The following is a 24,610-nucleotide window of genomic DNA, read 5'->3' as shown; positions in this document are numbered from 1 at the left end:
GTCCTTGGGGCAGAGGGGGGTATTCGGTCAACAGAAAGAAAGGGCCGCATGAAGCGGCCCCGAAAAATGCTGTATCTCAGGTAATGACGCTCGGCTCAGTGCGGCCGGTGCGGGCCTTGATGCCGGCGATCTCGTCGGCAACCGCGATCAGATCGGCCAGTGCCTCCTGTGTCTCGATGCCATGGCGTGCGGCGTCCGGCTCGAAGCGCTCGATGTAGACGCGCAGCGTCGCACCTGATGTGCCGGTGCCCGACAGGCGGAAGACGACGCGGGAGCCGCCCTCGAACAGAATGCGGACGCCCTGGTTCTTGCTGACGGAGTGGTCGACCGGGTCATTGTAGGCGAAGTCGTCCGACGTCGCGACCTTGAGCGCGCCGAAGGATTTGCCGGGCAGGCTGGCGAGCTGGTCGCGCAGGTTTGCCATCAGACCATTGGCGGCGTCGGAATCGACCTCTTCGTAGTCGTGGCGCGAATAGTAGTTGCGGCCGTAGGTCGCCCAGTGCTTCTGGACGATGTCGAGCGCGCTTTCCTTGCGCACGGCGAGAATGTTGAGCCAGAGCAGCACCGCCCAGAGGCCGTCCTTCTCGCGCACATGGTTGGAGCCAGTGCCGGCACTTTCCTCGCCGCAGATCGTCGCCATGCCCTCGTCGAGCAGGTTGCCGAAGAACTTCCAGCCGGTCGGCGTCTCGTAGATGCCGATGCCGAGCTTTTCGGCGACGCGGTCGGCAGCGCCGCTCGTCGGCATCGAGCGGGCGATACCGGCAATACCCTTGGCATAGCCGGGCGCCAGGTGCGCGTTGGCGGCGAGCATGGCGAGACTGTCGGACGGCGTGATGAAGATGCCGCGGCCGATGACAAGGTTACGGTCGCCGTCGCCGTCGGAGGCGGCGCCGAAATCAGGCGCATCGGGTCCCATCATCGTCTCGTAGAGCGCGCGGGCGTGCACCAGGTTCGGGTCCGGGTGGTGGCCGCCGAAATCCGGCAGCGGAATGAAGTTCATCACCGAGCCCTTCGGCGCGCCGAGGCGCTTTTCGATGATCTCCTTGGCGTAAGGTCCGGTAACCGCGCTCATCGCGTCGAAGACGACACGGAAGCCGCCTGAGATCAGCTTGCGGATGGCCGCGAAGTCGAACAGGTTTTCCATCAGTTCGGCATAGTCGGCGACCGGATCGATGACGGTGACCGTCATGCCGTCGAGTTCCTGCGTGCCTTCCGCATCGAGGTTGATGTCGGCGACGTCAGACGTCTTGTAGCTGTCGATTACCTGGCTGCGGGCATAGATCGCGTCGGTGACCTTCTCCGGTGCCGGGCCGCCATTGCCGATATTGTACTTGATGCCGAAGTCTTCGGTCGGGCCACCGGGGTTGTGGCTGGCGGATAGCACGATACCGCCAAAGGCCTTGTACTTGCGGATGACGTTGGAGGCGGCCGGCGTTGACAGAATGCCGCCACGGCCGACGAGCACGCGGCCAAAGCCGTTCGCCGCCGCCATCTTGATGGCGATCTGGATGACTTCGCGATTGTAGTAGCGGCCGTCGCCGCCGATCACCAGCGTTTCGCCCTTGAAGCCTTCGAGCGAATCGAAGATCGACTGGATGAAGTTCTCGGCATAGTTCTTCTGCTGGAAGACCGGGACCTTCTTGCGCAGCCCTGACGTGCCAGGCTTCTGGTCGCCGTAGGGAGTTGTGGTAACCGTTCTTATCATGCTGACTTAACCTTTCCCGAGAAGACCGGAATATAGAGAGACGTAACGCTCGGCACTTGTGGCCCACGAAACGTCCGATTTCATGCCCTGGGTCTGAATTTTCGCCCAGACCTTGGGTTCGCTGTATGCACGCAGCACACGCCGGATCGCAAGCCGCAGTCCGTCGCCAGTGACAGGCGTGAACTGGAAGCCGGTGGCAACCTTGGCTGCAAGCCCGGCCTCGTTGGCGTCGATGATGGTGTCGGCAAGCCCGCCGGTGCGGGCGACGACCGGCACGCAACCGTAGCGCAGACCATAGAGCTGGGTCAGGCCGCAGGGTTCGAAACGTGACGGAATGAGAATTGCGTCGGAGCCCGCCTGCATCAGGTGCGACAGCGGTTCGTTGTAGCCGGTGACCATGCCGATATGGCCGCGGTGACGGGACGCGGCCGCCAAGAGCGCGCCTTCAAGCGCGGCATCGCCGGAACCGAGCACGACGAGCTTGCCACCCATAGCGACGAGTTCGTCCGCCACTTCCGCGACGAGGTCCATGCCTTTTTGCCAGGTGAGCCGGCTGACGACGCAGAAGATCGGACCGTTGCCCTTTTCAAGGCCGAAGCGTTCTTCAAGCGCCCGCCGGTTGCCAACACGTTGCTTCAAGCTCGACGCGCTGAAATGCTGGGCGATATGCGGGTCGGTCTGCGGATCCCAGATATCGGCGTCGATGCCGTTGACGATGCCCGAGAGATCGGCGACGCGGCTCTTCAACAGGCCTTCGAGACCCATGCCGAATTCCGGCGTCAGGATCTCCTGCGCGTAGGACGGGCTGACGGTGGTAACGGCGTCTGCGGTCTGCAAGCCGCCCTTCAGGAAGCCGACGTCGCCGTAATATTCGACGAACTGCATCGAGAAGGCTTCCGGCGGCAGCGCAAGCTCCGGGAACACCGAGGCGCCGAACTGGCCCTGGAAGGCGATGTTGTGGATGGTCATGACTGTCGGCGTTGCGGCGGCAGGGCCGAAATGCATGTAGACCGGCGTCAGTGCCGTCTGCCAGTCATGGGCGTGGACGATATCGGGTTTCCAGCCGGACACCACGTCGCCGCCGGCGACCTCGGCCGCTGCCAGCGAAAGTGCGGCAAAACGGCGGAAGTTGTCGACGTAGTCGAGGCCGGTCGCATCGACATAAGGGCCGCCGTCGCGTTGATAGAGTGCGGCCTGGTCGAGGACCAGAAGATCCAGCCCGTCGATCTCAGCGGCGAGAATTGTCGCCGGATTGCCAAACAGGTTGCCGAAAGTGCCGACCTTCTTTTTCTTCTTCAGCTTCTGCAGCACGACGGGATAGCCGGGCACCAGCGTGCGGGTTTTGACGCCGTGCGGCAAAAGCGCTGTCGGGAGCGCGCCGACGACGTCGGCGAGCCCCCCGGTCTTGATCAGCGGATAGACTTCGGACGCAACGGACAGGACGTTCATGGAGTGCCTACATTCCCAGCTTGTCGATCATCGTTTGCGTGATCAGGCAGACGCCGTTTTCCGAGCGCCGGAAACGCTTGGCATCGAGCTCCGGATCGTCGCCGACCACGAGGCCCTCCGGGATCACGACACGGCTGTCGATGACCACATTGCGCAGCGTCGCATGGCGACCGATCTTCACATCGGGAAGAACTACGGCATTCTCCAGACGGGAATATGAATTTACCCGGACGCCTGTGAATAACAGGCTGCGGTTGAGCGCAGCACCCGAGATGATGCAGTCACCTGAGATCAGCGACGACGTCGCTGAGCCGCGACGGTTCTCGTCGTCATGCACGAACTTTGCCGGCGGCTTGATCTCGGCGAAGGTCCAGATCGGCCAGGTGCTGTCGTAGATGTCGAGCTCGGGCGTCACATGGGTGAGATCGATATTGGCCTGCCAATAGGCATCGATCGTGCCGACGTCGCGCCAATAGGCCTCACGCTCGAAATCGGACCGCACGCAGGACTGAGCAAAGCGGTGGGCGACGGCTTTGCCGTTGTCGACGATGTAGGGAATGATGTCCTTGCCGAAGTCGCGGCTCGATTTCGGATCGGCGGCATCGCGGCGTAGAAGATCCATCAGGAACTTCGTGTGAAAGACATAGATGCCCATGGAGGCGAGCGCCATGTCCGGATTGCCGGGAATGCCGGGCGGATCTGCGGGTTTCTCGACAAAGGCGATGATGCGGTCCTTGTCGTCGACATGCATGACGCCGAAGCCGGTTGCTTCCATGCGCGGCACTTCGAGGCAGCCGATGGTGACGTCCGCGCCCGAATCGACGTGCTGCTGCAGCATCAATTCGTAGTCCATCTTGTAGATGTGGTCGCCCGCCAGGATCACCATGTACTCGACGCCGTGATCCTCGATGATGTCGATGTTCTGATAGACGGCGTCGGCGGTGCCCTCATACCACTGCGTCTCGGAAACGCGCTGGCTGGCCGGCAGGATGTCGAAGCTTTCGTTTCGTTCGGGGCGGAAGAAGTTCCAGCCGCGCTGCAGGTGGCGGATCAGCGAATGCGCCTTGTACTGCGTGGCGACGCCGATGCGGCGGATGCCGGAGTTCAGCGCATTCGAAAGTGCGAAGTCGATGATGCGGGCCTTGCCGCCAAAATAGACGGCCGGCTTCGCCCGCCGGTCGGTCAGCTCCTTCAGGCGACTGCCGCGGCCGCCAGCGAGAACATAGGCCATGGCATCACGTGCCAGAGGTTGCGTACGCTTTTCCACCATTTGTCCTCCCCAAAACATTGACCTCGGGGTCGTCAAGGCGGCTTTCGGCAACGCCTCGCGGCCCTCGAAATTGGCTGCTTACTCTTGTTCCAGCATCAGTGTCGCCAAAGGCGGCAGGGTGATGCCGGCCATCATCGCTCCTGTTGTGTTCTTCTTGGCGTGCACGGCGCCGCCGTTGCCCTTGCCGCTTCCTCCATAGATTTCCGCGTCGGTGTTGAGGATCTCCTTCCAGCGACCTTCAACCGGCAGCGGAACGGCGTAGTTTTCGCGGTAGACCGGGGTGAAGTTGGTGATGACGGCGACGAGTTTTTCGCCGGGCGCCTTGCGCAGCCAGGCGAAAACCGAGTTGTCGCGGTCGTCGGCGAGCAGCCACTCGAAGCCCTCACCCTCGCAATCGCGGGCGTGCAGCGCGGGCTTGGCACGGTAGGTGCCGTTGAGGTCACGCACGAGCCGCCGCATGCCCTCGTGCAGGTGGTACTCGAGCAGGTTCCAGTCGAGCGCGCGCTCCTCGGACCATTCGCGCCATTGCGCGAACTCCTGGCCCATGAACAGGAGCTTCTTGCCGGGATAACCCCACATGAAGGCGTAATAGGCCCGGAGGTTGGCGAACTTCTGCCAGTCGTCGCCAGCCATCTTGGCGATCAGCGACCCTTTGCCGTGCACGACTTCGTCGTGGGACAGCGGCAGCACGAAGTTCTCGCTGAAGGCGTAGAGCAGGCCGAAGGTCAGGTCGTTATGGTGGAACTTGCGGTGCACCGGCTCGCGCGACAGATATTGCAGCGTGTCGTGCATGAAACCCATGTTCCACTTGAAGCCGAAGCCGAGTCCCCCGGCATGAACCGGATGGGACACCTTCGGCCAGGAGGTCGATTCTTCGGCGATCGTCAGGATGCCCTGGTGGATGCCGTAGATCTGGGTGTTCAGGGTCTGCAGGAAGCGAACCGCCTCGAGGTTCTCGTTGCCGCCATACTCGTTCGGCACCCACTCGCCGTGTTTGCGCGAATAGTCGAGATAGAGCATCGAGGCGACCGCATCGACGCGCAACCCGTCGACATGGAACTTCTCCGCCCAGTAGAGGGCGTTGTTGACGAGGAACGACAGCACTTCCTGCCGGCCGAAATTGTAGATCGCCGTGTTCCAGTCGGGATGGAAGCCCTGGCGGGGATCCGCGTGCTCGTAAAGTGCTGTGCCGTCGAACCAGCGCAGCCCGTGCTCGTCGGTCGGGAAATGCGCCGGCACCCAGTCGAGGATGACGCCGATGCCGACCTTGTGGCAGCCGTTGACGAAGCGGGCGAAGCCTTCCGGCTCGCCGAAGCGGGCAGTCGGCGCATAGAGGCCGGTCGTCTGGTAGCCCCAGGACGGATCGAACGGAAACTCCGAGATCGGCAGGAACTCGATATGGGTAAAGCCCATGTCGACGCAGTAGGGGATCAGTCGGTCGGCAAGCTCGTCCCAGGAGAGCATGTCGCCATTGTCGCGGCGCTGCCAGGAGCCGGCATGCACCTCGTAGATCGAGATCGGCTGGCGCCTGGCGTCGGTCGAGGCCCAGTGCTTGCGGTGCGCCTCGTCGTCCCAGGTCTGCGCGATTTCAGGCGTCGTCATCGAGGCGGTGTTGGGGCGAAGCTCGGAGCGCCGGGCAAAGGGGTCAGCCTTCAGCGGCAGCAGCGTGCCGCTGCGGTCGAGGATCTCGTATTTGTAGGCAAGGCCTGCATCGACGCCGGGAATGAAGATCTCCCATATGCCGGTGTCCGTGCGTAGCCGCATGACATGCCGTCGGCCATCCCAGTCATTGAATTGCCCGACGACGGAAACGCGCCTGGCGTTCGGCGCCCAGACGGCGAAGTGGTAGCCATGGGCGCCGTCATGCTCGATCGGATGCGCGCCCATCTTGTCGAACAGGCGGAGATGCGAGCCCTCGCGGATGTAATAGTCGTCCATCGGCCCGAGCACCGGACCGAAGCTGTAGGGATCGACGACGACCCATTCGCCGCCCTGATTGCGGGCGCGGTAGCGCACCGGCTGAGGTTTCTTCAGCGATATGGGGCCTTCGAAGAAGCCGGCATCGTCGCGCCGTTCGAGCACGCCGAGCTCCTTGCCCGAGAGCGTTTCCACCACCACGGTCTCGGCGTCGGGAATGAAGCAGCGTGCAAGGATGCCCTTGTCTGCAGGATGTACGCCGAGGACCGCGAAGGGATCATCGTGCGTGCCCGAAAGGATGGCCGCGATATCCGGCGCTGACAGCAGACCTGAAGCTGCGGGTTCCGGGTCCTTGCCTGCCGAAGGCGTCATCCAGCTCTCCAGATTTCCCCGGCATATTGCCGGATGGTGCGATCGGACGAGAACCAGCCCATCCGTGCGGTGTTGCGGATCGCTTGCGCATTCCAGTCAGAAGGGGTCGTCCAGAGCTGGTCGATCTCGCGCTGCGCCTTGGCATAGGCCTCGAAATCGGCGGCGACCATGAACCAGTCGTGATTGTAGAGACCGTCGATAAGGCCGGAGAAGCGGTTGCGATCATCAGGCGAAAACACGCCCGAGGCGATCGCCTGGAGCGCCTGCGACAGCTCGCGCGATCCTTCGATGATGGCGCGCGGATTGTGGCCCTCGGCTCTTGCCATGGTCACCTCTTCGGCCGTCATGCCGAAGATCTTGATGTTTTCCTCGCCGATCCAGTCGCGCATCTCGACATTGGCGCCGTCGAGCGTGCCGATCGTCAGCGCGCCGTTCAGCGCGAACTTCATGTTGCCGGTACCGGACGCTTCCATGCCGGCCGTCGAGATCTGCTCGGAGAGATCGGCGGCCGGAACCATGATTTCGGCCAGCGAGACGTTGTAGTTCGGCACGAAGACGATCTTCAACAGGCCACGCACCGCCGGGTCGTTGTTGACGACGCGGGCGACATCATTGGCGAGTTTGATGATGAGCTTGGCATTGTGGTAGCTCGGCGCCGCCTTGCCGGCAAAGAGCTTGACGCGCGGCACCCAGTCGAGTTCCGGATGCGAGCGGATCTGGTCGTAGAGTGCGACCGCCTCGACGATGTTCAGCAGCTGGCGCTTGTATTCGTGGATGCGTTTGATCTGGATGTCGAACATGGCCGACGGATCGAGCCTGATGCCGAGCCGGCTTTGAACGAGCTGGGCGAGGCGCACCTTGTTGGCGCGCTTGACGGCCGTGAAGTGCTCCTGGAAATCCGCCTTGTCGGCGAAGGCATCGAGCGCCTGCAGCGCCTCGGTATTGTCCATGAACTCGTCGCCGATCGCGTCGCGGATCAGCCCGAAGAGACCGGGATTGCACTGCATCAGCCAGCGGCGCGGGGTAATGCCGTTGGTCTTGTTGTTGATGCGATCGGGGTAGAGCTTGTGGAGGTCGGCGAAGACCGTTTCCTTCATCAGCTCCGTATGCAGCGCCGAAACGCCGTTGATCGAGTGCGAGCCGACGAAGGCGAGGTTGCCCATGCGCACGCGTCGTTCACCGCTTTCGTCGATCAGCGAGATGTTGCGGATCTCGTCGTCGGTCGCGCCCTTCTGACGGCGGGCCTCGATCAAAATCTTGGCGTTGATCGCATAGACGATCTGCATGTGGCGCGGCAGCAGCCGCTCGATCAGCGGCACCGGCCAGCTTTCGAGTGCCTCCGGCAGAAGCGTGTGGTTGGTGTAGGAAATCGTGCGACGGGTGATGTCCCAGGCCTGTTCGAAATCGAGCCCGTGCAGGTCGGTCAAGAGCCGCACCAGTTCGGCAATGGAGATGGCCGGGTGGGTGTCGTTCAACTGAATGGCGACGGCATCCGGCAGCGATGTGAAGTCCGGATACTGCTGCAGGTGACGGCGCAGGATGTCCTGCAGCGAGGCAGACGAGAAGAAATACTCCTGGCGCAGCCGCAGCTCCTGGCCGGCCGGTGTTGCGTCGGCGGGATAGAGAACGCGGGTCAGGCTTTCCGCCTTGTTGCTTTCCCGAAGTGCGCCGATGTGGTCACCGGCATTGAAGGCGGCAAGCAGGATCGGGTCGATTGGCTGCGCCGTCCAGAGGCGAAGCGTATTGACGCGTTTTGCCCGCCAGCCGACGGCGGGCGTGTCGAAGGCGGTGGCGATGACGCGCTCGGCCGGCTTCCAGACGAAACGCTGGATTTCCTCGTCGATATTGGCGGTTTCGACGACCCCGCCGAAGCCGATTTCATAGGAGCTTTCGCGCCGCTCGAACTCCCAGGGGTTGCCATGGGCGAGCCAGGTTTCCGGCAGTTCCACCTGCCAGCCGTCGGCCATCTGCTGGCGGAAGAGGCCGTGCATGTAGCGGATGCCGTAGCCATAGGCGGGCACGTCGACGGTCGCCATCGATTCCATGAAGCAGGCGGCGAGCCGGCCGAGACCGCCATTGCCGAGTGCGGCGTCCGGCTCGAGCTGGGCGACGACGTCGATATCGACGCCGAGGGAGGCGAGCGCATCGCGCATCTCGTCCATCAGGCCGATATTGGTCATGGCATCGCGCATCAGGCGGCCGATGAGGAATTCGAGCGAGAGATAATAGACTCGCTTGGCGCCGGTCGCGTAGGTCTTGCGGGTGGAGTCCATCCACTTGTCGGTGATGCGGTCGCGTGCAACGAGAATCGCCGCCGTCAGCCAATCGTGGGGCTTGGCGACCTTCGGATCCTTGCCGATACGGTACTTCAGACGTTCGAGGATTTCGACGGCGAGCTGGCCGGGTTCTGACGACCTTGGGGCGGGCTGCGGCACGTCGTTGGTGGAGAGCCTGTTCATCATGAAACTGTCTTTACCCTTTTGCGTTGGGAGATCGCAGGCCGGACCCGACCGGGGATAAGGGCAATTTATGCATCGATCCGAAGCGCTTGCAACAGATGTTTTTAAATGGATTAGACTTGTCTCAAACGGCAGGTGTCGCCGGGCTGGCCGACCGCAATTCGACACCGAACGCAAATGCCGCCCGGCGGAACCGGGCGGCATGAAAGATGTGGGCAGCGAATTCCTATTTCGTCAGGCGTGCCATTTTCCCGGAGGTTTTGGCGCCGATCTCCCCGAAAACCGCAAGCAGGTCCTCGGCTTTTTCCGGCGCCTTGTAGTAGGCTTCGGACGTGGCGCACTCGTTCAGAATTACCTTTCCTCGGTCCGGCGCCATGAAGGCAATCGTAAAGATCTTGATGCCGGCCTTCTTCGCATCTGTGCAGTACTCGAGAGTTTTCCGGTCGGAGGTGGACTTGCCGTCCGCGCCGGGCGAGACGCTTTGTCCCCGGTAATGTGTGTTCTCGCCGTCGGTCATGAAGACGATGTACTTTTGCGGTGTGAGCCCGTTCGCGGCCGCGTGCGCATCGTTCTCGGTCGTGAGCGTGAGATCGTCGACGGCCTTCTTGAAGGCGTCGCTAGAATCGGTTCCCCCGTTCGCTACCAAGTTCTGAACATAGGTGCTGGCCTTTTCGGTGCCCCAGGCAAGCGGCTCTTCCTTGAAGACCGAACTGCTGTAGGAAACCGCACCGACGCGAACATATTTCTTGTCGGGATCGGCTTCGGCCAGAGGCTTCAGCAGTTTCTCGACGGCTGACTTCAAGGTCGTCATCTTATCGATGTAGCACGGGCTGGTCTCCGAAATGTTCTTTCCCCAGTTCGCGGACGTCCAGTTCTTGCACTTGGTCCGCGTCGTGTCTTGCACGTCCGTCTTGAACGCCATCGAGCCCGAGCGATCGAGGACGAGGTACATGGAGATCGCGTTCTGCGTTTCCGTTGCGCTCTCGGCGATGGCGACCGTCTCGAGATTGACGGATTTTTGCCCAAGCAGCTGCGTCATCGGATTGAACTGAAGCGTCTGCTTGTTGACGACGGTGACCTTGAAGGCCTTGTCGCTCTTGCCGACAGTTGTCGAGGTTATGTCGATCGTCGGCTGGGTCTGGGCATCCGTCGGCGAGGGGCTGCCGGTGCCCACGTCGCTTCCACCGGTGCCCCCGGGCACATCCGTCGAGCTCGTTCCCGACTGCGCCTTCAGGAAATTCAAGGCGATTTCCTTGGCCTTCTCGGTCGAGAGCGCGTCCTTGTTCGCAACCAGTGCCGATGCGGCCGCGAGCGCTGCGGCGTCTGCGGCATCCTGCATCTGGTTCTTGGTCGTCATCATGCTGGCGAGGTCAACGGCGACGCCGCCAGCCGCCAAGATCAACGGCGTTGCGAGCGCTGCCATAATACCAAAATTACCACCCCGGTCCTTGAGCATAGCTACGAAGGACCGGCCTACAGTGTTTCGTCTTCCCATCTTTGCACACCCCAAAGGAACACGTTGCAAGCTTGGGGGCATCAATAGCGTCGATGGCTTACGATATCGTTCCTGCAATCGCTGCAATTTTAATGGAATTCAGGAAAACCAGTGCTTGCAGCAGGTTCAGCGGCTTTTGCCTTGTATGAAAACGAGAATCGGGTTGTGCCAGATCGGGTCACGGTACCGGAATGACGTCGACGGACTGCTTCGTCGTCTGGCTGCCATAGCTTTTCAGGATCCCGATCACGGGCGCAACGTCGCCATAGTCGCGCCCATGGCCGACGACGATATGGTCGGTTCCGGCCGGAATATTGTTGGTCGGATCGAGTTCGAACCATCCAGCGGTTGCGCCGCACCAGACGCGGACCCAGGCGTGCATGGCGTCTGCGCCTTCCAGACGTTCCTTGCCCGGCGGCGGAATGGTTCTTAGGAATCCGCTGACGTAACCGGAGGGAATGCCAAGGCTTCTGAGCGCCACGATCATCACATGGGCGAAATCCTGGCAGACGCCACGCTTCAACTTGAAGGCCTCGTCGGGCGTCGTGTTCACCGTCGTCGCCTCACCGTCATAGGTAAAGTCGCGATGAATGCGTTCGCAAAGTGCCGTGGCAATCTGGCGGACCGTCATTGTGTCGGTGATGGTGTCGCGCGCGTAGGCCGCAATCTCGGCAACGTTAGGCAAAAGCGGGCTCGGACCGGAGAAATGGTGCGGCGCCTCGGCGTCGACGGACCAGCAGGCGGCAAGTTCGGCCGGCAGGCCTGTTAGCCCCGGCGAAAAATCTGCGGTTAAGGCTTGCGCTTCCACCTGCACGCGCGCCTGCATCCGTATCGTCAGGTCGGCATGGGAGGTGCGAAAGAGGATCGATGTAAACGGATTGGCGAAGAAGTCGGTGCTTTCGCTGCGCTCGGCCGGCAGCGGCTGGCAGCTCAGCGAACCGACGACGAGACGCTGGCGACCGGGAAGGTTGGCCGGCATCACGCGCACCAGGTGGCGGCCGCCGGAAACCGGCACTTCATAGTCATAGGTGATTTTCAGGCTGATGTCGTAAAGCATGTCCGCCCCTTATCCCGCTAGCCAAGATAGGTTCGCGCAAGCAGATCGGACAGGCTTCCGAGATCCCGTTCCAATCGATTGTAGACATCGAGATTCATGGCTTCCGGCGTCATGACCACCAGGCTCGAATGCACGCGCATGGCCTCGCGGTAGAAGGGCGACATCTGCCCGTTGACCAAGGCGTTCGGCAGCAGTTCCACCTCCGTCTTGATTTCGTTCAATTGGTAGAGCACCGAGCGCGGATTGAGCGGGTCGAGCGCCAGCAGGTCCGTCACGGTCACGGCGGCGGTACTCACATTGTAGCGGCGGCGGTGGGTCATGACGCTGTCGCCGATTTCGAGCAGCATGTCGTAGGCCCCGTCGGGTGCATCCGGCCCCGACATGTGACCAAGCAGCCGCGTCATGTGCAGGCCGCGCTCGAGATAGCGGCCGATCGAAAGAAAACGCCAGCCGGTGAAGCGGTACATGTTTTCGTGAACAAGACCGGCAAATCCGGCGAGCTTGCGCAAAAGCACCGTCATCGCGCGGGTGGCGTCGTCGCCGGCCTGCACCGTCGCGTGGAACTTGCGCGCCGTCTGCGACAGGTCGTTCAGCGCCAGCCAGCCGTCCGGCGAGAACCGGTCGCGAATGTTGCCGGCGCTGAAGAGGGCGCTGGAAATATTGGCAAGCAGGCTATCGGGTACTGGCTGTCGGGCGTCGATGTCGAGGGCTTTGAGATAGTCGCTGACGTCCTTGAGGAGCGGCAGATCCGGATTGGCGGTTTCGGCAAAACGGCCATGCCAGGCGCGCAGGATGCGCAGTGCGCCTTCGGCGCGCTCGATGTAGCGGCCGAGCCAGAAGAGGTTGTCGGCCGCCCGGCTCGGCAGGCTGCCGGGCATGTTGCGGGTGAAGCTCTCTTCGGCCGGAAGCAGCGTCGTGCGTTCCACCGGGCGGTCGCTGACGATCCAGACATCGGCGGCGGTGCCGCCGGATTGCATCGCGATCGCGGCAACGTCGTCGCCGGAGCCGATCCGGGCGAAACCACCAGGCATGATCTGCCAGCCGTCGCGGGTGCGGGCGGCGAAGACCCTGAGGCTCATCGGGCGCGGCGTCAGCCGGCCACGCACCCAGGCAGGCGTGGTCGAAAGCGTGACGACCTCCTGTCCGACCAGCTTGCTGCCTTCGGCGCCAAGCCAATCGGCGATCGAGGCCCTGGCCTCATCGTCGAGTGCGGCGCCGAGCACGGACTGCCCATTGTCATCAAAGAAGGGCCGTGTCGCGTAGGCCGGGCCGATGACCATGCGCTCGAGATTGGCGGCGACCTGCTCCCGTTCCGCGCTCTGGCCGCACCACCAGGTGGCGATCGAGGGCAATTGCTGTTCCTCACCGAGCAGGTGTCGGCAGATCGCCGGCATGAAGGCCAGGAAGGCGCGCGTCTCGACGATGCCTGTGCCAAGCGCGTTGACGATCGAAACGGACCCGGCGCGAAGCGCCTCGACGATACCGGGCGTGCCGATATGTGAGGACTGATTGAGTTCCAGCGGATCGGCGAAGGCGGCGTCGAGGCGGCGCCATAGCACGCCGATGGGCTTCAGACCGGCGACCGTGCGCACCATCACCCGCCCACCGACAACCGTCAGGTCCTCGCCTTCGAGCAGCATGAAACCCAGATAACGGGCGATATAGGCGTGCTCGAAATAGGTCTCATTGGCGATGCCCGGCGACAACACGGCGATGCGGTCGTCCGGATGCAGCCTGCGGCCTTGAAGCGTGTCGCGGAATTCTCCGAAAAAGCCGGCCAGCCGATGGACGTGGGTCTCCGCATAAAGATTGGAGAAGGCGCGGGTGGTTGCGACCCGGTTTTCGAGCGCGAAGCCCGCGCCGGAGGGCGCTTCGGTGCGATCGGACAGGACCCACCAGTTGCCGTCGGGGCCGCGGCCGATCTCGAAGGACACAAAATGCAGGAAATGACCATCGGCCGGCTTGACGCCGACGAGCGGGCGCAGGAATTCCGGATTGGAGGCGACGAGTGCCGGTGGCACCAGGCCTTCGCGCACCAGCCGGTTCTCGCCGTAGATATCGGCGACGACTTTCTCCAGAAGCTCGGCGCGCTGGACAAGCCCCTGTGAGACCACCGCCCATTCTTTCTCGTCGATCAGCACCGGGATATGCGACAGCGGCCAGCTTCGCTCAGAGCTCTCCTTGGCGCCGTAGACGCGATAGAAGACGCCGGCGTCGCGCAGATAGCGATCGGCGCGCGCGAAGCGATTGGCAAGCTCGGTCTCGTCCAGCCGCCCGAGAGTCGCGAGCAGCCGCTGCCAGACCGGGCGGACATTGCCCTGCGGGTCAAGCATTTCGTCTGCGATGCCCGGAAGGGCGCGGTAGCCGAAGACCGGATCGTCATCGGTAGCCCGATGGTTGGCGGCCGCTGTCTGCTTTTTCGCCATTTACGCTCCTGGCGGACGCCTGAGATCAAGCGTCATCGGGAATTCCATTGACGGGTTTTCCGGGCGTAGCGGGTAACCGCCTGGCGTGTGGCCCCAGGGCTCGAACCGCGACAGGCGACGCGCTTCCGCTTCGTTGCCGTTGACCGGAAACGTGTCGTAGCTGCGTCCACCCGGATGGGCAACGTGGTAGATGCATCCGCCAATCGCCCGATTCGACCATGTATCATAGATATCGAATGTAAGGGGAGTGTTGACCGGCAGGACCGGGTGGAGACCCGAGGCCGGCTGCCAGGCCTTGTAGCGGACGCCGGCGACCGCGGTACCGTTCAGGCCGGTGCGCATGAGCGGCACCGGCCTGCCGTTGCAGGCAACCGCGTAGCGCTCGGGATTGGCGGTATCGAGCTTGACCTGCAGGCGCTCGACCGAACTGTCGACGTAGCGCACAGTGCCGCCGATTGCACCCTGCTCGCCCATCACGTGCCAGGGCTCGAGCGCCTGGCGGATTTCAAGCCTGGCGCCTTCGTACTCGACCTCGCCGCAGAAGGGGAAACGGAATTCGAGCTGGGCTTCGAACCATTCCGGCTTCAAATCGAAGCCATGGGCCCGGAGGTCGGCGAGAACTTCGAGAAAATCCTGCCAGACATGGTGCGGCAGCATGAAGCGATCGTGCAGCGCCGTGCCCCAGCGCACGAAGCGGCCGTCGATTGGGTGCTTCCAGAAGCGGGCGATCAGAGCACGCACCAGCAATTGCTGGGCGAGCGACATGCGGGCGTTCGGCGGCATCTCGAAGCCGCGGAACTCCACGAGGCCGAGCCGGCCCGTCGGGCCATCGGGCGAGAAGAGCTTGTCGATGCAGATTTCCGCCCGGTGGGTGTTGCCGGTGACGTCGACGAGCAGGTTTCGGAAAAGCCGGTCGATGAGCCAGGGTAGGGGCGGCGGCGTCGCCGTGCCCGGCATAGGCACCTGGGCGAGCGCGATTTCAAGCTCGTAGAGCTGGTCGTGGCGGGCCTCGTCGATGCGCGGCGCCTGAGAGGTCGGGCCGATGAACAGGCCGGAGAACAGATAGGAGAGCGAGGGATGCCGCTGCCAGTGCAGCACGACGCTCTTCAGGAGATCCGGGCGGCGCAGGAACGGGCTGTCGTTGGGATTGGCGCCGCCAACGACCACGTGATTGCCGCCACCGGTGCCGGTGTGACGCCCGTCGATCATGAACTTGTCGGCTCCAAGGCGGCTCTGGCGCGCCTCCTCGTAGATCGCCGTGGTGATGTCGACACAATCGCGCCAGTGGGCTGCCGGGTGGATGTTGACCTCGATGACGCCCGGATCGGGCGCAACGCGGATCGCGTTGATGCGTTCGTCCTGCGGCGGAGCGTAGCCTTCGATGTGTACGGGCAAGCCGATGGCGGCCGCCGCGCGTTCCGCCGAGGCGATCAGATCCAGATATTCCTCGATGCTCGCCGTCGGTGGCATGAACACGCACAGCCGGCCGTCGCGCGGCTCGACGCTGATGGCGGTGCGCACCAGACCTGCGATATCGTCGCGCGGCTGTGCCTGCGGGGTTTCCGGTACTGCGGAGGCTTGAAAGCGCGAATGCTGCGGGCGGGCGCTGCTTTCAGCGAAATCAGGCAGATCGTCCCGTGGAACGGTCGGGTCGACCGGATGGATATAGGGATAGGCGGAGGGCGCGACGTAGGGCAGGGCGCCAAGCGGCAGACGATAACCGACAGGGCTGTCGCCGGGAACGAGGAAGAGACGGCCGCGGCGCGTCTGCCATTTCTCGCTCATCCACCGCACGCCGGTGGCCCGCGCATTCCAGGCCTGCACCGGCAGCACGTAGCCGGTCGGTGCCGTCAGGCCGCGCTCGAACACGCGGGCCATGCGGCTGCGCTCTTCGGGGTCCTTCAGCTTGGAATTGGCCGGATCGACGTTGTCGGGAAGGTTTGCCTCTTTCAGCAGCCAGTCGGCAGGATCTTCGAAGGCCGGCACGACCATCTCGGTCGGCACGCTCAATTCGCTTGCGATCAGATGCAACAGGCGTTCGGCGTCCTTCTCGGTGACCTCGTGGCGGCTCGCCTCCTCGGCAATGAGATCGGCGCGGCGCCAGATCGGCACGCCGTCCTTGCGCCAGTAGAGCGAGAAGGTCCAGCGCGGCAGGCTTTCGCCAGGGTACCATTTGCCCTGGCCATAATGCAGGAAGCCGCCGGGAGCGAAGCGCTCGCGCAGCCGGCGGATCAGCGTATCCGCCTTTTCGCGCTTGGTCGGGCCGACAGCGTCAGTGTTCCACTCTTCGGACTCAAAGTCGTCGATGGAGACGAAGGTCGGCTCGCCGCCCATCGTCAGCCGGATGTCATTCTCCTGGAGCACCCGATCAACCTCTTCACCGAGCGCGTTCAGCGCCTCCCAGCTCTCGTCGGAGAAGGGCTTGGTGATGCGCGGATGCTCGGCAACGCGCGTGACCTTCATGTCGAAGGCGAAGTCGGTTCGGGTCTCGGGGTCGCCGAAAAAGCCGCCGGAGATCGGCGCGGCGTTGCGATAATGCGGCGTTGCGGCAAGCGGGATGTGGCTTTCGCCTGTCAGCAAGCCGGAGGTGGGGTCGAGGCCGACCCAACCGGCGCCAGGCAGGTAGACCTCGGCCCAGGCATGCAGGTCGGTAAAGTCGTGATCGGTGCCGGAAGGGCCGTCGAGCGCCTTGAGATCGGGCGTCAGCTGAATGAGGTAACCGGAAACGAAGCGGGCGGCAAAACCGAGATTGCGCAGGATTTGTACGAGCAGCCAGCTTGAATCGCGGCAGGAACCGCGGGCCGACGTCAGCGTCTGCTCCGGCGTCTGGACCCCGGGCTCCATGCGGATGACGTAGCCGATCTCCTGCTGCAGGTGCGCGTTGAGCCCGACCACCATATCGATCGTGCGCCGGCGGGAACGGTCGATCGTTGCCATGAAAGCGTCAAGCGCCGGACCGACCGGTTCCGGTGTCATGTAGATCCTGAGGTCGTCGCTGAGGTCTTCAGGATAGGCGAAGGGCCAGTGCTCGGCTTCCTCTTCGACGAAAAAGTCGAAGGGGTTGTAGACGGTCATGTCGGCGACGAGATCGACTTCGATCTTCAGCTCGTGGACCGGATCCGGAAAGACGAAACGGGCGAGGTAGTTGCCGTAGGGATCCTGCTGAAGATTGACGAAGTGATTGGCGGGCGAAACCTTCAGCGAATGGCTGATGACCTTGGTCTTTGAATGCGCCGCCGGTTTCAGCCGGATGATCTGCGGTGACAGCCGGATCGGGCGGTCATAGGTGTAGTGGGTCAGGTGATAAATGCTGGCCTTGATCGACATGCCGGATTTGGTCCCCTTCGTGGTAGGTCTGCGCCCCCATCGTCGGGAAGTTTGTGCAATGCGAAGTGAGAATGCAAGCGCGAAAGTGTCTGAGGAAAATCAAGGCGCTGCAGCGCTCTCGCACGCCGTTCGGGCGTGCGAAAGGCGGCATCCATGTCCGTTAGACGATCGGCGGATTGATCCGCGTGAAGCCTTCCTGGCGATAATAGGGGAAGTAGGGGTAGGCAGGCGTCGTCTTGCTCGCCTCGTCGAGCAGGGCGATCTGTTCTGAAGACAGCGACCAGCCGACGGCGCCGAGGTTCTGGCGCAGTTGCTCCTCGTTGCGTGCGCCGATGATGACGCTCGATACGGTCGGGCGCTGCAAGAGCCAGTTGATGGCGATCTGCGGGACCGTCCTGCCGGTCTCCTCGGCGAGGTGATCGAGCACGTCGACGACGTCGTAGAGCTTCTCGTCATCAACCGGCGGACCGAAGGCTGCGGTGTCGTGCAGGCGGCTGCCTTCCGGCCACGGCTTGCCGCGCCGGATCTTGCCGGTGAGGCGGCCCCAGCCGAGCGGGCTCCAGACCAGTGCACCCACGCCCTGGTCGGCACCAAGCGGCATCAGTTCCCACTCATAGTCGCGGCCGACCAGCGAGTAGTAGACCTGGTGGGCGACATGGCGGACGAGGCCGTGCTTCTCCGAGGCCGCCAGCGATTTCATGAGTTGCCAGCCTGCAAAGTTCGAGGCGCCGATGTAACGCAGCTTGCCTGCCGTGACGAGGCGATCAAGCGTCGACAACACCTCCTCGACCGGCGTGCCGGCGTCGAAGGCATGCAGTTGCAGGAGGTCGATGTAGTCGGTGCCGAGCCGTTTCAGGGCTTCGTCGACCCCCTTTACCAGACGAGAGCGCGAGGTGCCTGCGTCGTTCGGTCCATCTCCCATCGGCAGAGCGATCTTGGTGGAGATCAATACGGCATCGCGCCGTCCCTTAATCGCAGCACCGAGCACACTCTCGGAGGCGCCGTCCGAATAGACGTCGGCCGTGTCGAAGAGGTTGACACCGGCTTCCAGCGAAATGTCGATCAGCCGCCGCGCCTCGGCCTCGCCACTGTTGCCCCAGGCGCTGAAAAGCGGCCCTTTGCCGCCGAAGGTTCCCGCACCGAAGCTCAAGGCCGGCACCTTCAGTCCGGATGATCCAAGCCGTCTGTATTCCATTGCTCACGCTCCTCGTTGGTATTTCCTGTCAAACGAAACCGCTGTCGGTGCTCCGCTGTCACGAGGAAGGTGGTGTCGCAATCATTTGCGATGTAGACGTTACGAAGGAACATCATTTGTGAGTTGAAGTCACATGTCGCGTTTCCCGGTCAATCGTTCGGGCGAAATGGCGGTTTTCGCCAAGGTGGTTGAGCTTGGCGGCTTCTCGGCGGCGGCCCGGATCTCGTGCATGACGCCGTCGGCGGTCAGCAAGCTCGTCCAGCGGCTTGAAGAAAGGCTTGGCGTCCGGCTCGTCAACCGCTCGACGCGGCGCTTGCAACTGACGGCAGAGGGCTGCGCCTTCTACGAGCGCGTCGTGCGGATTCTGGCCGATATCGACGATGCAGAGCGCGCGGCGGGCGCCGGCGAGACGCCCGAGGGCCGGGTGCGCCTCAACGCCAGCGCTTCCTACGCGACGCATGTGCTAATGCCCGTCCTGCCGGATTTCCTATCGGCATTTCCATCCGTTTCGCTCGACATCCTGCAAACCGATGCCGTCGTCGATCTGATGGCGGAGCGTGTCGATATCGCTGTCCGTGCCGGACCGCTCAAGACCTCGAGCCTGATTGCACGTAAACTCGGCACGACGTCGATGACGATCGTCGGCGCCCCCTCCTATCTTGACCGTTTCGGCATGCCCGAAAGCCTTGAGGCCATTGAGGCGCTGAACCGGCTGAGCCACAGCTATGCCCGCGCAGTCGATGGTTGGCCGGTCCTCTTGAATGGCGCGCCGATCAGCTTGCCGGCGACGGAGCGGGTGCGGGTCAGCGATGGCGAGGGCTTGCGACAGCTGGCGCTTGCGGGCGTGGGGCTCGCACGACTTCCCACGTTCACGATCAGGGAGGACATCCGTGCCGGCCGGCTGCTGCCGGTTGCCGAACATCTAAACCCCGGGGACACCGAAACATTCCACGCCGTGTTTCATGGCCAGGGCGGGGCTTTGCCTGCTCGTATCCGGGTGGTGCTCGATTTTCTCGCTACGCGCGCGCGGATTTCGCCGGTGTGACGTGGCCGTGGTACGCCGCCACCGGGTGGCCGCAGACGCGGTTTCGGCCCTCGGACTTGGCGCGGTAGAGTTCGGTGTCGGCACTCTCGATAAGGCGCTTCCAGCCGCCATTGGCGCTCTGGCCCTCCGCCACGCCGAAGCTGGCGGTCACGCTCAGCCCCAGGCCCTCGGAGACGACGATGGGCTCGCGTGCCAGATTGACCCTGATGCGTTCGGCAAGCGCAAGGGCGGACTCGATGCTGTCGCCGGGCGTAATGATGGCAAATTCCTCACCACCGAAGCGGGCGACGAGATCGGAGTTGCGCACCGAGTTGCGGATGATGCGGGCGGTTTCCTTGAGCACGAGGTCACCGACGAGGTGGCCATGGGTATCGTTGATCTGCTTGAAACGGTCGATGTCCATCAGGATCAGGCATGCGCCTTGCTCGCTGCCGCTTGCGCGCTCGGCGCCGCCGATGAGCTCCAGTGCCCGGCGATTGAGCAGACCGGTCAGTTCATCCGTTTCCGCCTGGCGCTCGAGATGCTGCATCAGCAGCGTACGCTCGTCGAGCCGCTGGCGCAGCACGTCGATCGCGTCGAACAGGCGCCCCATCTCGCCCTCACCGCCCTTGCCCTGAAGGCGGGCGATGGGCCGGCCGTTAGCGAGCTCAATAATGCTGTGACGGGCGAGCAGCAAGGGTTCGAAGACCAACGAGCGGGCGCGGCGCATCAATATGAGCAGCACCAGGAAAAGAGCGAAGGTCGCGAGGCTGGCGACGGCAAGCTTGATCGATGCCCGCGTCTTGTTGGCGGAGAGCCGCTCGACGGTCGCATCCATGAAGGCACGACGCAGGTCCTCGAGTGGCTTCATCTTCGGGACAAAGCGGTCGGTGAGCTGTTCGGCGGTCATGGGGTAGGCACCCGAGTGCTTGCCCACGGCGACGATACCGTCGATGATTGCAAGCCCTTCGCCGAAGAATTCGTGGTCGATCTTTGCGAGATCGCCGACGTTTTCAGGGCTCATGCCGGGAAGGGCGCCCGGTTTGCCGACAATGGACCAGATTTCCTGCAGCCGGCCGCGCGTGCGCTCGCTGTCGGCGAGGTTCTTGGCCTCGAGCGGCTTGCCGACCGCAACCGGGGCCATGATCTGCGAGCCCAGGCGACCGCCGTCCTCGCGCAGATTGGCGAGCATCTGGGCCGCAAGCGCAATACCAGCAAGGTTCGGATCAGTATTGGTGAGGCGCTGAATATTCCAGTCAATTGCCGGTCGGAGCGCGTCGATGACGCCGAACATGGCCTCGATGGTCGCCTGGATCTCGGCAAGGTTCCGGTCTTCGGGGGGAAGAGCAGCAATGCGATCAACCTCAGTCCGCGCATGTGTCAGGCGACGTTGGACCTCTGCAAGGATCGGCGAGAGCGCGCCGGCCGGTTCCGTACGGCTGGCGTTGTCGATGTCGGCGATCAGCCGCGCAAGTGCTGCATCGCTACGGGCGCGGAACTCGGTCAGACGCGCCTGAACCGGGGAGCCGGGTGCCACACCGATGCCGAGCACGCCATTGGACGGCCCGCGCTCGGCCGACAGATAATTTGCGGCGTCGAGCACGCGGCAAAAGGCCATGACCTCGGTCAGATTGCGGCGGGCGATGACGTAATCGCTGTAGGACGCCGCGATGATCTCGGTGGCAAGGACGCCTGTGCAGGCAACGACGATCGCAAGCAGCCATTGGAGCTTCCGGCGCAGCACTTTGGCCGTGCGCGCTTCCGCCACGCCCAGCTGCGGGGACGCGTAGCTGCCGCCGTTTTTGCTCATTTGCGCGAAGTTGCTCCACTCATATCGACGCCCATCGCCTCGGCAATCGCGACATATTCCTGTCACGTGACAAGAAACCCATCCGAAATCAGTGTGCTTGTCGCCCCTGTTATCGTATAAGGTGTTAAATAACCTTGAAATACCCTGAAATACTAGGGGCCGTGCCGCAACCGAGGGATGCGCCAGACGCAGGGCAAGCCTTGGCATTGGTCGGCGCCATCATTGATTTTGTCCTTGTGGCGAACATAATTGAGGCCCGCTTTCTTGGTGAAAGCGGGCCTAATCTTTACGCGCGGGCACTTTACTTCAGAAATTCTTCCGTGGCAGCGTTCGGCCCGCGGGCCGATGACGTCGCCTCTTGCACTCAGCGTCTTGGCCCGACCAGTGCGAAGAGCGCGCCTTGCGGGTCGAGTGCCTGAACGATCCAGGCGCCTCCGGGCACCTCCATCGGCTCAAGCACGATTTTGCCGCCACCGGCCTTGATGCGTTCAATGGCGGCGTCAAGAGCCGGCACATTGATGTAGTAGAGCCAGTAAGGCGCCGGAACCTCCTTCGGCTTGGTCATCATCCCGCCAATCGGCGCGCCGCCATGAGCAAAGATCTGGTAGATGCCCATCTCGCCCATGTCCATGGCCTGGTCCTTCGTCCAGCCGAAGAGCTCGGCGTAGAAGGGAAAGGCAGTGTTGAGGTCGCCGGAGGCCAGCTCATGCCAACCGACAAGACCCGGCGCCATCGGGTCGGTGACCGGGGGTGGTTCGCCGATGCCCTTGAAGATCGCAAACACCGCACCGTGCGGATCCGTGACAACTGCAAAACGCCCGATACCGGGGATGTCGTCCGGTGCCCGATGGACCTTGCCACCTTTGGCCGCGATCTTGGCCGCCGTCGCGTCGACATCGTCGACGCCGACATAGCCGAGCCAGGCAGGGGGCACGTTCATTTCGAGCGCCCCTTCGGGCATTGTCATCAGCCCGGCCACCGGCACCTCACCGGCATTGAAGAGCGTATAGTTGATCCCTGCCATGCCGGAATCGCGGGCGCCCCAGCCAACGACGTCCTTGTAGAACGTCTCGGCAGCCGCCATGTCGGTTGTCATCAGTTCATACCAAACGAATTTGCCGTGATCTGCCATTGCCTTCCTCCAGTTTAATGTGGTTTCGAACCGGCGTGCCTGGCGCCGCCTGATTTCACGCCACGTGCCCGGAATTCCCTTCGGATGGGCGCGCACGGGGCAGAGGAAAAGCAAGTGTGCTTTTCCCATCTCGCCTTCAGTCGTGGCGTCGGTATTCTGCCGTCATCATGTCTTTCCAGCTACCGTCCGCGGCCTGCACCTGTGACGTCAGCAGACGGCGGGAATGGTCGATGAGCGTGATGATGTCCCGGTATCGCGCCATCCTGCCTGGATTTTCGAAGTCCGGCCCATCGCAATAGAGCGACAGGGACCTGCCGTTCGCGTCCAGTTCGCCATCATAGATCCACATATGGGTCATCATCGAGCCGACCCAGGTGCCGATGTAGCGTTTCGTCTCGGGATTGTAGCCGAGCGTCATCAGCGTCTGGCCGAAGCTGCCCCCGGGCAAGGTTCCCTGGCCCTCGCAGACGATCCACAGGCCGTGAAGCGAGCGCACATGCTCGGTCCAGGGGCCGCTCCCGTCGGGCTCGCCGTTTGGTCCGGCCGTGCGAACCTGCCAGTCGCCCAGGATTTGCTCGAGCCAGCGATGTGCTTCTTCCGGTTCTGCTTTCATGGGATTTCCTTCATGGCAGGTGCGGTGATCCAGTCGATGCGCGGGCGTTCTCGAAACGTCTTTGCAGGCGAAAGGTTCCGCCCGCGAAACATGTTGGTCGGTCTAGTTCGCCTGGCGTTAAGGGTTCCGTTCGTATTCGTCGTGACGGCGGACGAAATCCATGGTCTCGTCTTCGTTGCGGCCCTTCGGCGCTCGGTCTAGCAGCATCAAGGTGCCGACGAGTTCTTCAAGCCCGCGGGCATAGGAGGAATAGGTGTGGTAGATCGTGCCGTCCTCGCCCTTCTGGAAGGCGCTCAGTCCCGGAAGTTCTTCGTGTGCGTTGGCACTTTCGATATCGGTGAAATTGTAGGTGACCTTGCCGCTTGCGAGTTCGGCTGGCGAAAAGGCGACGCGGAAGTCATGGTTGAACCCATTGCCCTCGGCCGAGACCCAGGGGAAATGCCAGCCCATGCGTTTCCTGTAGGCTTCGATTTTTGCCAGCGGCGCGTTCGATGCTGCAATCAGCGTGACGTCGTGATGGTTGAGATGCGGCAGCATGCCGGCGAAGTGATCGACCAGGAACGAGCAGCCCGGGCAGCCGGCGTCCCAGGTGGGGCCGAACATGAAATGGTAGACCATGAGCTGGCTGCGTCCGTCGAACAGTTCGGACAGTGACTTGCGGCCGGCCGGGGTATCGAAGACGTAGGTCTTTTCCATCTTCACCCAGGGCAGAGCCAGGCGGGCGGCGTTCACCTTGTCGCGCGCGTGCGTGTGCTCTTTCTCCAGCGCGAGCAGGGTTTTGCGCGCTTTCAGCCACTCCTCGCGCGATACGACTGCGTGATCCTGTCTCATGCCCGCTCCTCCTTACAACGTCGCACTTGACTATTTACGTTGATATCAACATTAATCGCCTATGTCAAAGTTGCCTCTTATTCCCTTCGAAACCACCTTGCATGTGAAGGATAGCTGCCTCTGCCTGCATGTGCAGCGTGCTGCGCGCGCCATAGCCCGCCGGTTCGACGAGGCGCTCCGGCCGCTCGAAATTACCAATGGCCAATTTTCATTGTTGATGTCGCTCAATCGCCCGAGACCGCCGAACATGGGTTCAGTGGCATCGCTGCTCGCCATGGACCGCACGACGCTAACGGCAGCACTGAAGCCCCTGGAGCGGCGTGGCCTGGTCGAGAGCTCTCCGGATCCCGATGATCGGCGGTCGCGGCGACTGCGGCTGACGCAGGAGGGGGAGGCGTTACTGGCCCGCGCGATCCCGATCTGGAAGGCGCTGCATGAGGCGCTCGACCCGGTGCTCGATGATGGAGGAGCCGCGCGGTTACGCTCCGACCTGCTGATCCTTGGTGGTGGCTAGCGTCCGTCCGCAAA

At 63.0% G+C, this 24,610-nt stretch carries 16 protein-coding genes; 2 read left to right on the top strand and 14 right to left on the bottom strand.

What is annotated here, in order from left to right; translation table 11 throughout:
• Positions 1-76: 76 nt before the first annotated feature.
• The 10 genes from BBX50_RS28840 to BBX50_RS28795 all read right to left on the bottom strand — a co-directional run bounded on the left by BBX50_RS28840 (position 77) and on the right by BBX50_RS28795 (position 18,672).
• A complete protein-coding gene (locus BBX50_RS28840) occupies positions 77-1,705 on the bottom strand; it encodes an alpha-D-glucose phosphate-specific phosphoglucomutase (protein ID WP_065778712.1) in 1,629 nt (542 codons plus the stop codon).
• A gap of 6 nt (positions 1,706-1,711) precedes the next feature.
• A complete protein-coding gene (glgA, locus tag BBX50_RS28835; RefSeq protein ID WP_065778711.1) occupies positions 1,712-3,154 on the bottom strand; it encodes a glycogen synthase GlgA in 1,443 nt (480 codons plus the stop codon).
• Between the two features lie 7 nt (positions 3,155-3,161).
• On the bottom strand, positions 3,162-4,424 hold the full coding sequence (glgC, locus tag BBX50_RS28830) for a glucose-1-phosphate adenylyltransferase (RefSeq protein WP_065778710.1): 1,263 nt from the start codon (positions 4,422-4,424) through the stop codon (positions 3,162-3,164).
• Positions 4,425-4,502: 78 nt separating this feature from the next.
• Entirely contained in the window at positions 4,503-6,713 is a 2,211-nt protein-coding gene (gene glgB / locus BBX50_RS28825) for a 1,4-alpha-glucan branching protein GlgB (RefSeq protein ID WP_065778709.1), read from the bottom strand.
• On the bottom strand, positions 6,710-9,175 hold the full coding sequence (locus BBX50_RS28820; protein WP_139108352.1) for a glycogen/starch/alpha-glucan phosphorylase: 2,466 nt from the start codon (positions 9,173-9,175) through the stop codon (positions 6,710-6,712). Before BBX50_RS28820 ends, glgB begins: the two co-directional genes overlap by 4 nt.
• A 223-nt stretch (positions 9,176-9,398) precedes the next feature.
• On the bottom strand, positions 9,399-10,667 hold the full coding sequence (locus BBX50_RS28815; protein ID WP_065778708.1) for a TadE/TadG family type IV pilus assembly protein: 1,269 nt from the start codon (positions 10,665-10,667) through the stop codon (positions 9,399-9,401).
• Positions 10,668-10,845: 178 nt separating this feature from the next.
• Positions 10,846-11,724, bottom strand: a complete 879-nt coding sequence (locus BBX50_RS28810; RefSeq protein WP_065778707.1) for a transglutaminase family protein — start codon at positions 11,722-11,724, stop codon at positions 10,846-10,848.
• 17 nt (positions 11,725-11,741) lie between these two features.
• A complete protein-coding gene (locus BBX50_RS28805; protein ID WP_065778706.1) occupies positions 11,742-14,150 on the bottom strand; it encodes a circularly permuted type 2 ATP-grasp protein in 2,409 nt (802 codons plus the stop codon).
• Positions 14,151-17,477 (bottom strand): transglutaminase family protein, encoded by a 3,327-nt coding sequence (locus tag BBX50_RS28800; RefSeq protein WP_065778705.1) that lies wholly within the window; start codon positions 17,475-17,477, stop codon positions 14,151-14,153.
• Positions 17,478-17,637: 160 nt separating this feature from the next.
• Positions 17,638-18,672, bottom strand: coding sequence for an aldo/keto reductase (locus tag BBX50_RS28795; protein WP_065778704.1), 1,035 nt, complete (start codon positions 18,670-18,672; stop codon positions 17,638-17,640).
• A 133-nt stretch (positions 18,673-18,805) separates the two neighbouring features.
• Between BBX50_RS28795 and BBX50_RS28790 the strand changes: the two genes are divergently transcribed.
• A complete protein-coding gene (locus BBX50_RS28790; protein WP_065778703.1) occupies positions 18,806-19,717 on the top strand; it encodes a LysR family transcriptional regulator in 912 nt (303 codons plus the stop codon).
• On the opposite strand, the gene BBX50_RS28785 is transcribed toward BBX50_RS28790, so the two are convergent.
• The 4 genes from BBX50_RS28785 to BBX50_RS28770 all read right to left on the bottom strand — a co-directional run bounded on the left by BBX50_RS28785 (position 19,689) and on the right by BBX50_RS28770 (position 24,082).
• Positions 19,689-21,506, bottom strand: coding sequence for a GGDEF domain-containing protein (locus BBX50_RS28785; RefSeq protein WP_065778702.1), 1,818 nt, complete (start codon positions 21,504-21,506; stop codon positions 19,689-19,691). The genes BBX50_RS28790 and BBX50_RS28785 overlap by 29 nt on opposite strands.
• Before the next feature lie 364 nt (positions 21,507-21,870).
• Positions 21,871-22,638, bottom strand: coding sequence for a VOC family protein (locus BBX50_RS28780; protein WP_065778701.1), 768 nt, complete (start codon positions 22,636-22,638; stop codon positions 21,871-21,873).
• 136 nt (positions 22,639-22,774) lie between these two features.
• Positions 22,775-23,251 carry a DUF1579 domain-containing protein gene (locus BBX50_RS28775; RefSeq protein WP_065778700.1) on the bottom strand — a complete coding sequence of 159 codons (477 nt, stop codon included), beginning with the start codon at positions 23,249-23,251 and terminating at the stop codon, positions 22,775-22,777.
• A 117-nt stretch (positions 23,252-23,368) separates the two neighbouring features.
• Positions 23,369-24,082 (bottom strand): thioredoxin family protein, encoded by a 714-nt coding sequence (locus BBX50_RS28770; RefSeq protein ID WP_065778699.1) that lies wholly within the window; start codon positions 24,080-24,082, stop codon positions 23,369-23,371.
• 61 nt (positions 24,083-24,143) lie between these two features.
• Here BBX50_RS28770 and BBX50_RS28765 point away from each other — a divergent pair, with 61 nt between their 5' ends.
• Positions 24,144-24,596 carry a MarR family transcriptional regulator gene (locus tag BBX50_RS28765; RefSeq protein ID WP_065778698.1) on the top strand — a complete coding sequence of 151 codons (453 nt, stop codon included), beginning with the start codon at positions 24,144-24,146 and terminating at the stop codon, positions 24,594-24,596.
• Positions 24,597-24,610 lie beyond the last annotated feature (14 nt).

Origin of the sequence: Ensifer sp. LC11, from assembly GCF_001695835.1 — a bacterium.
Classification (GTDB): domain Bacteria; phylum Pseudomonadota; class Alphaproteobacteria; order Rhizobiales; family Rhizobiaceae; genus Ensifer.
This window is presented reverse-complemented; position numbering and strand designations above follow the sequence as displayed.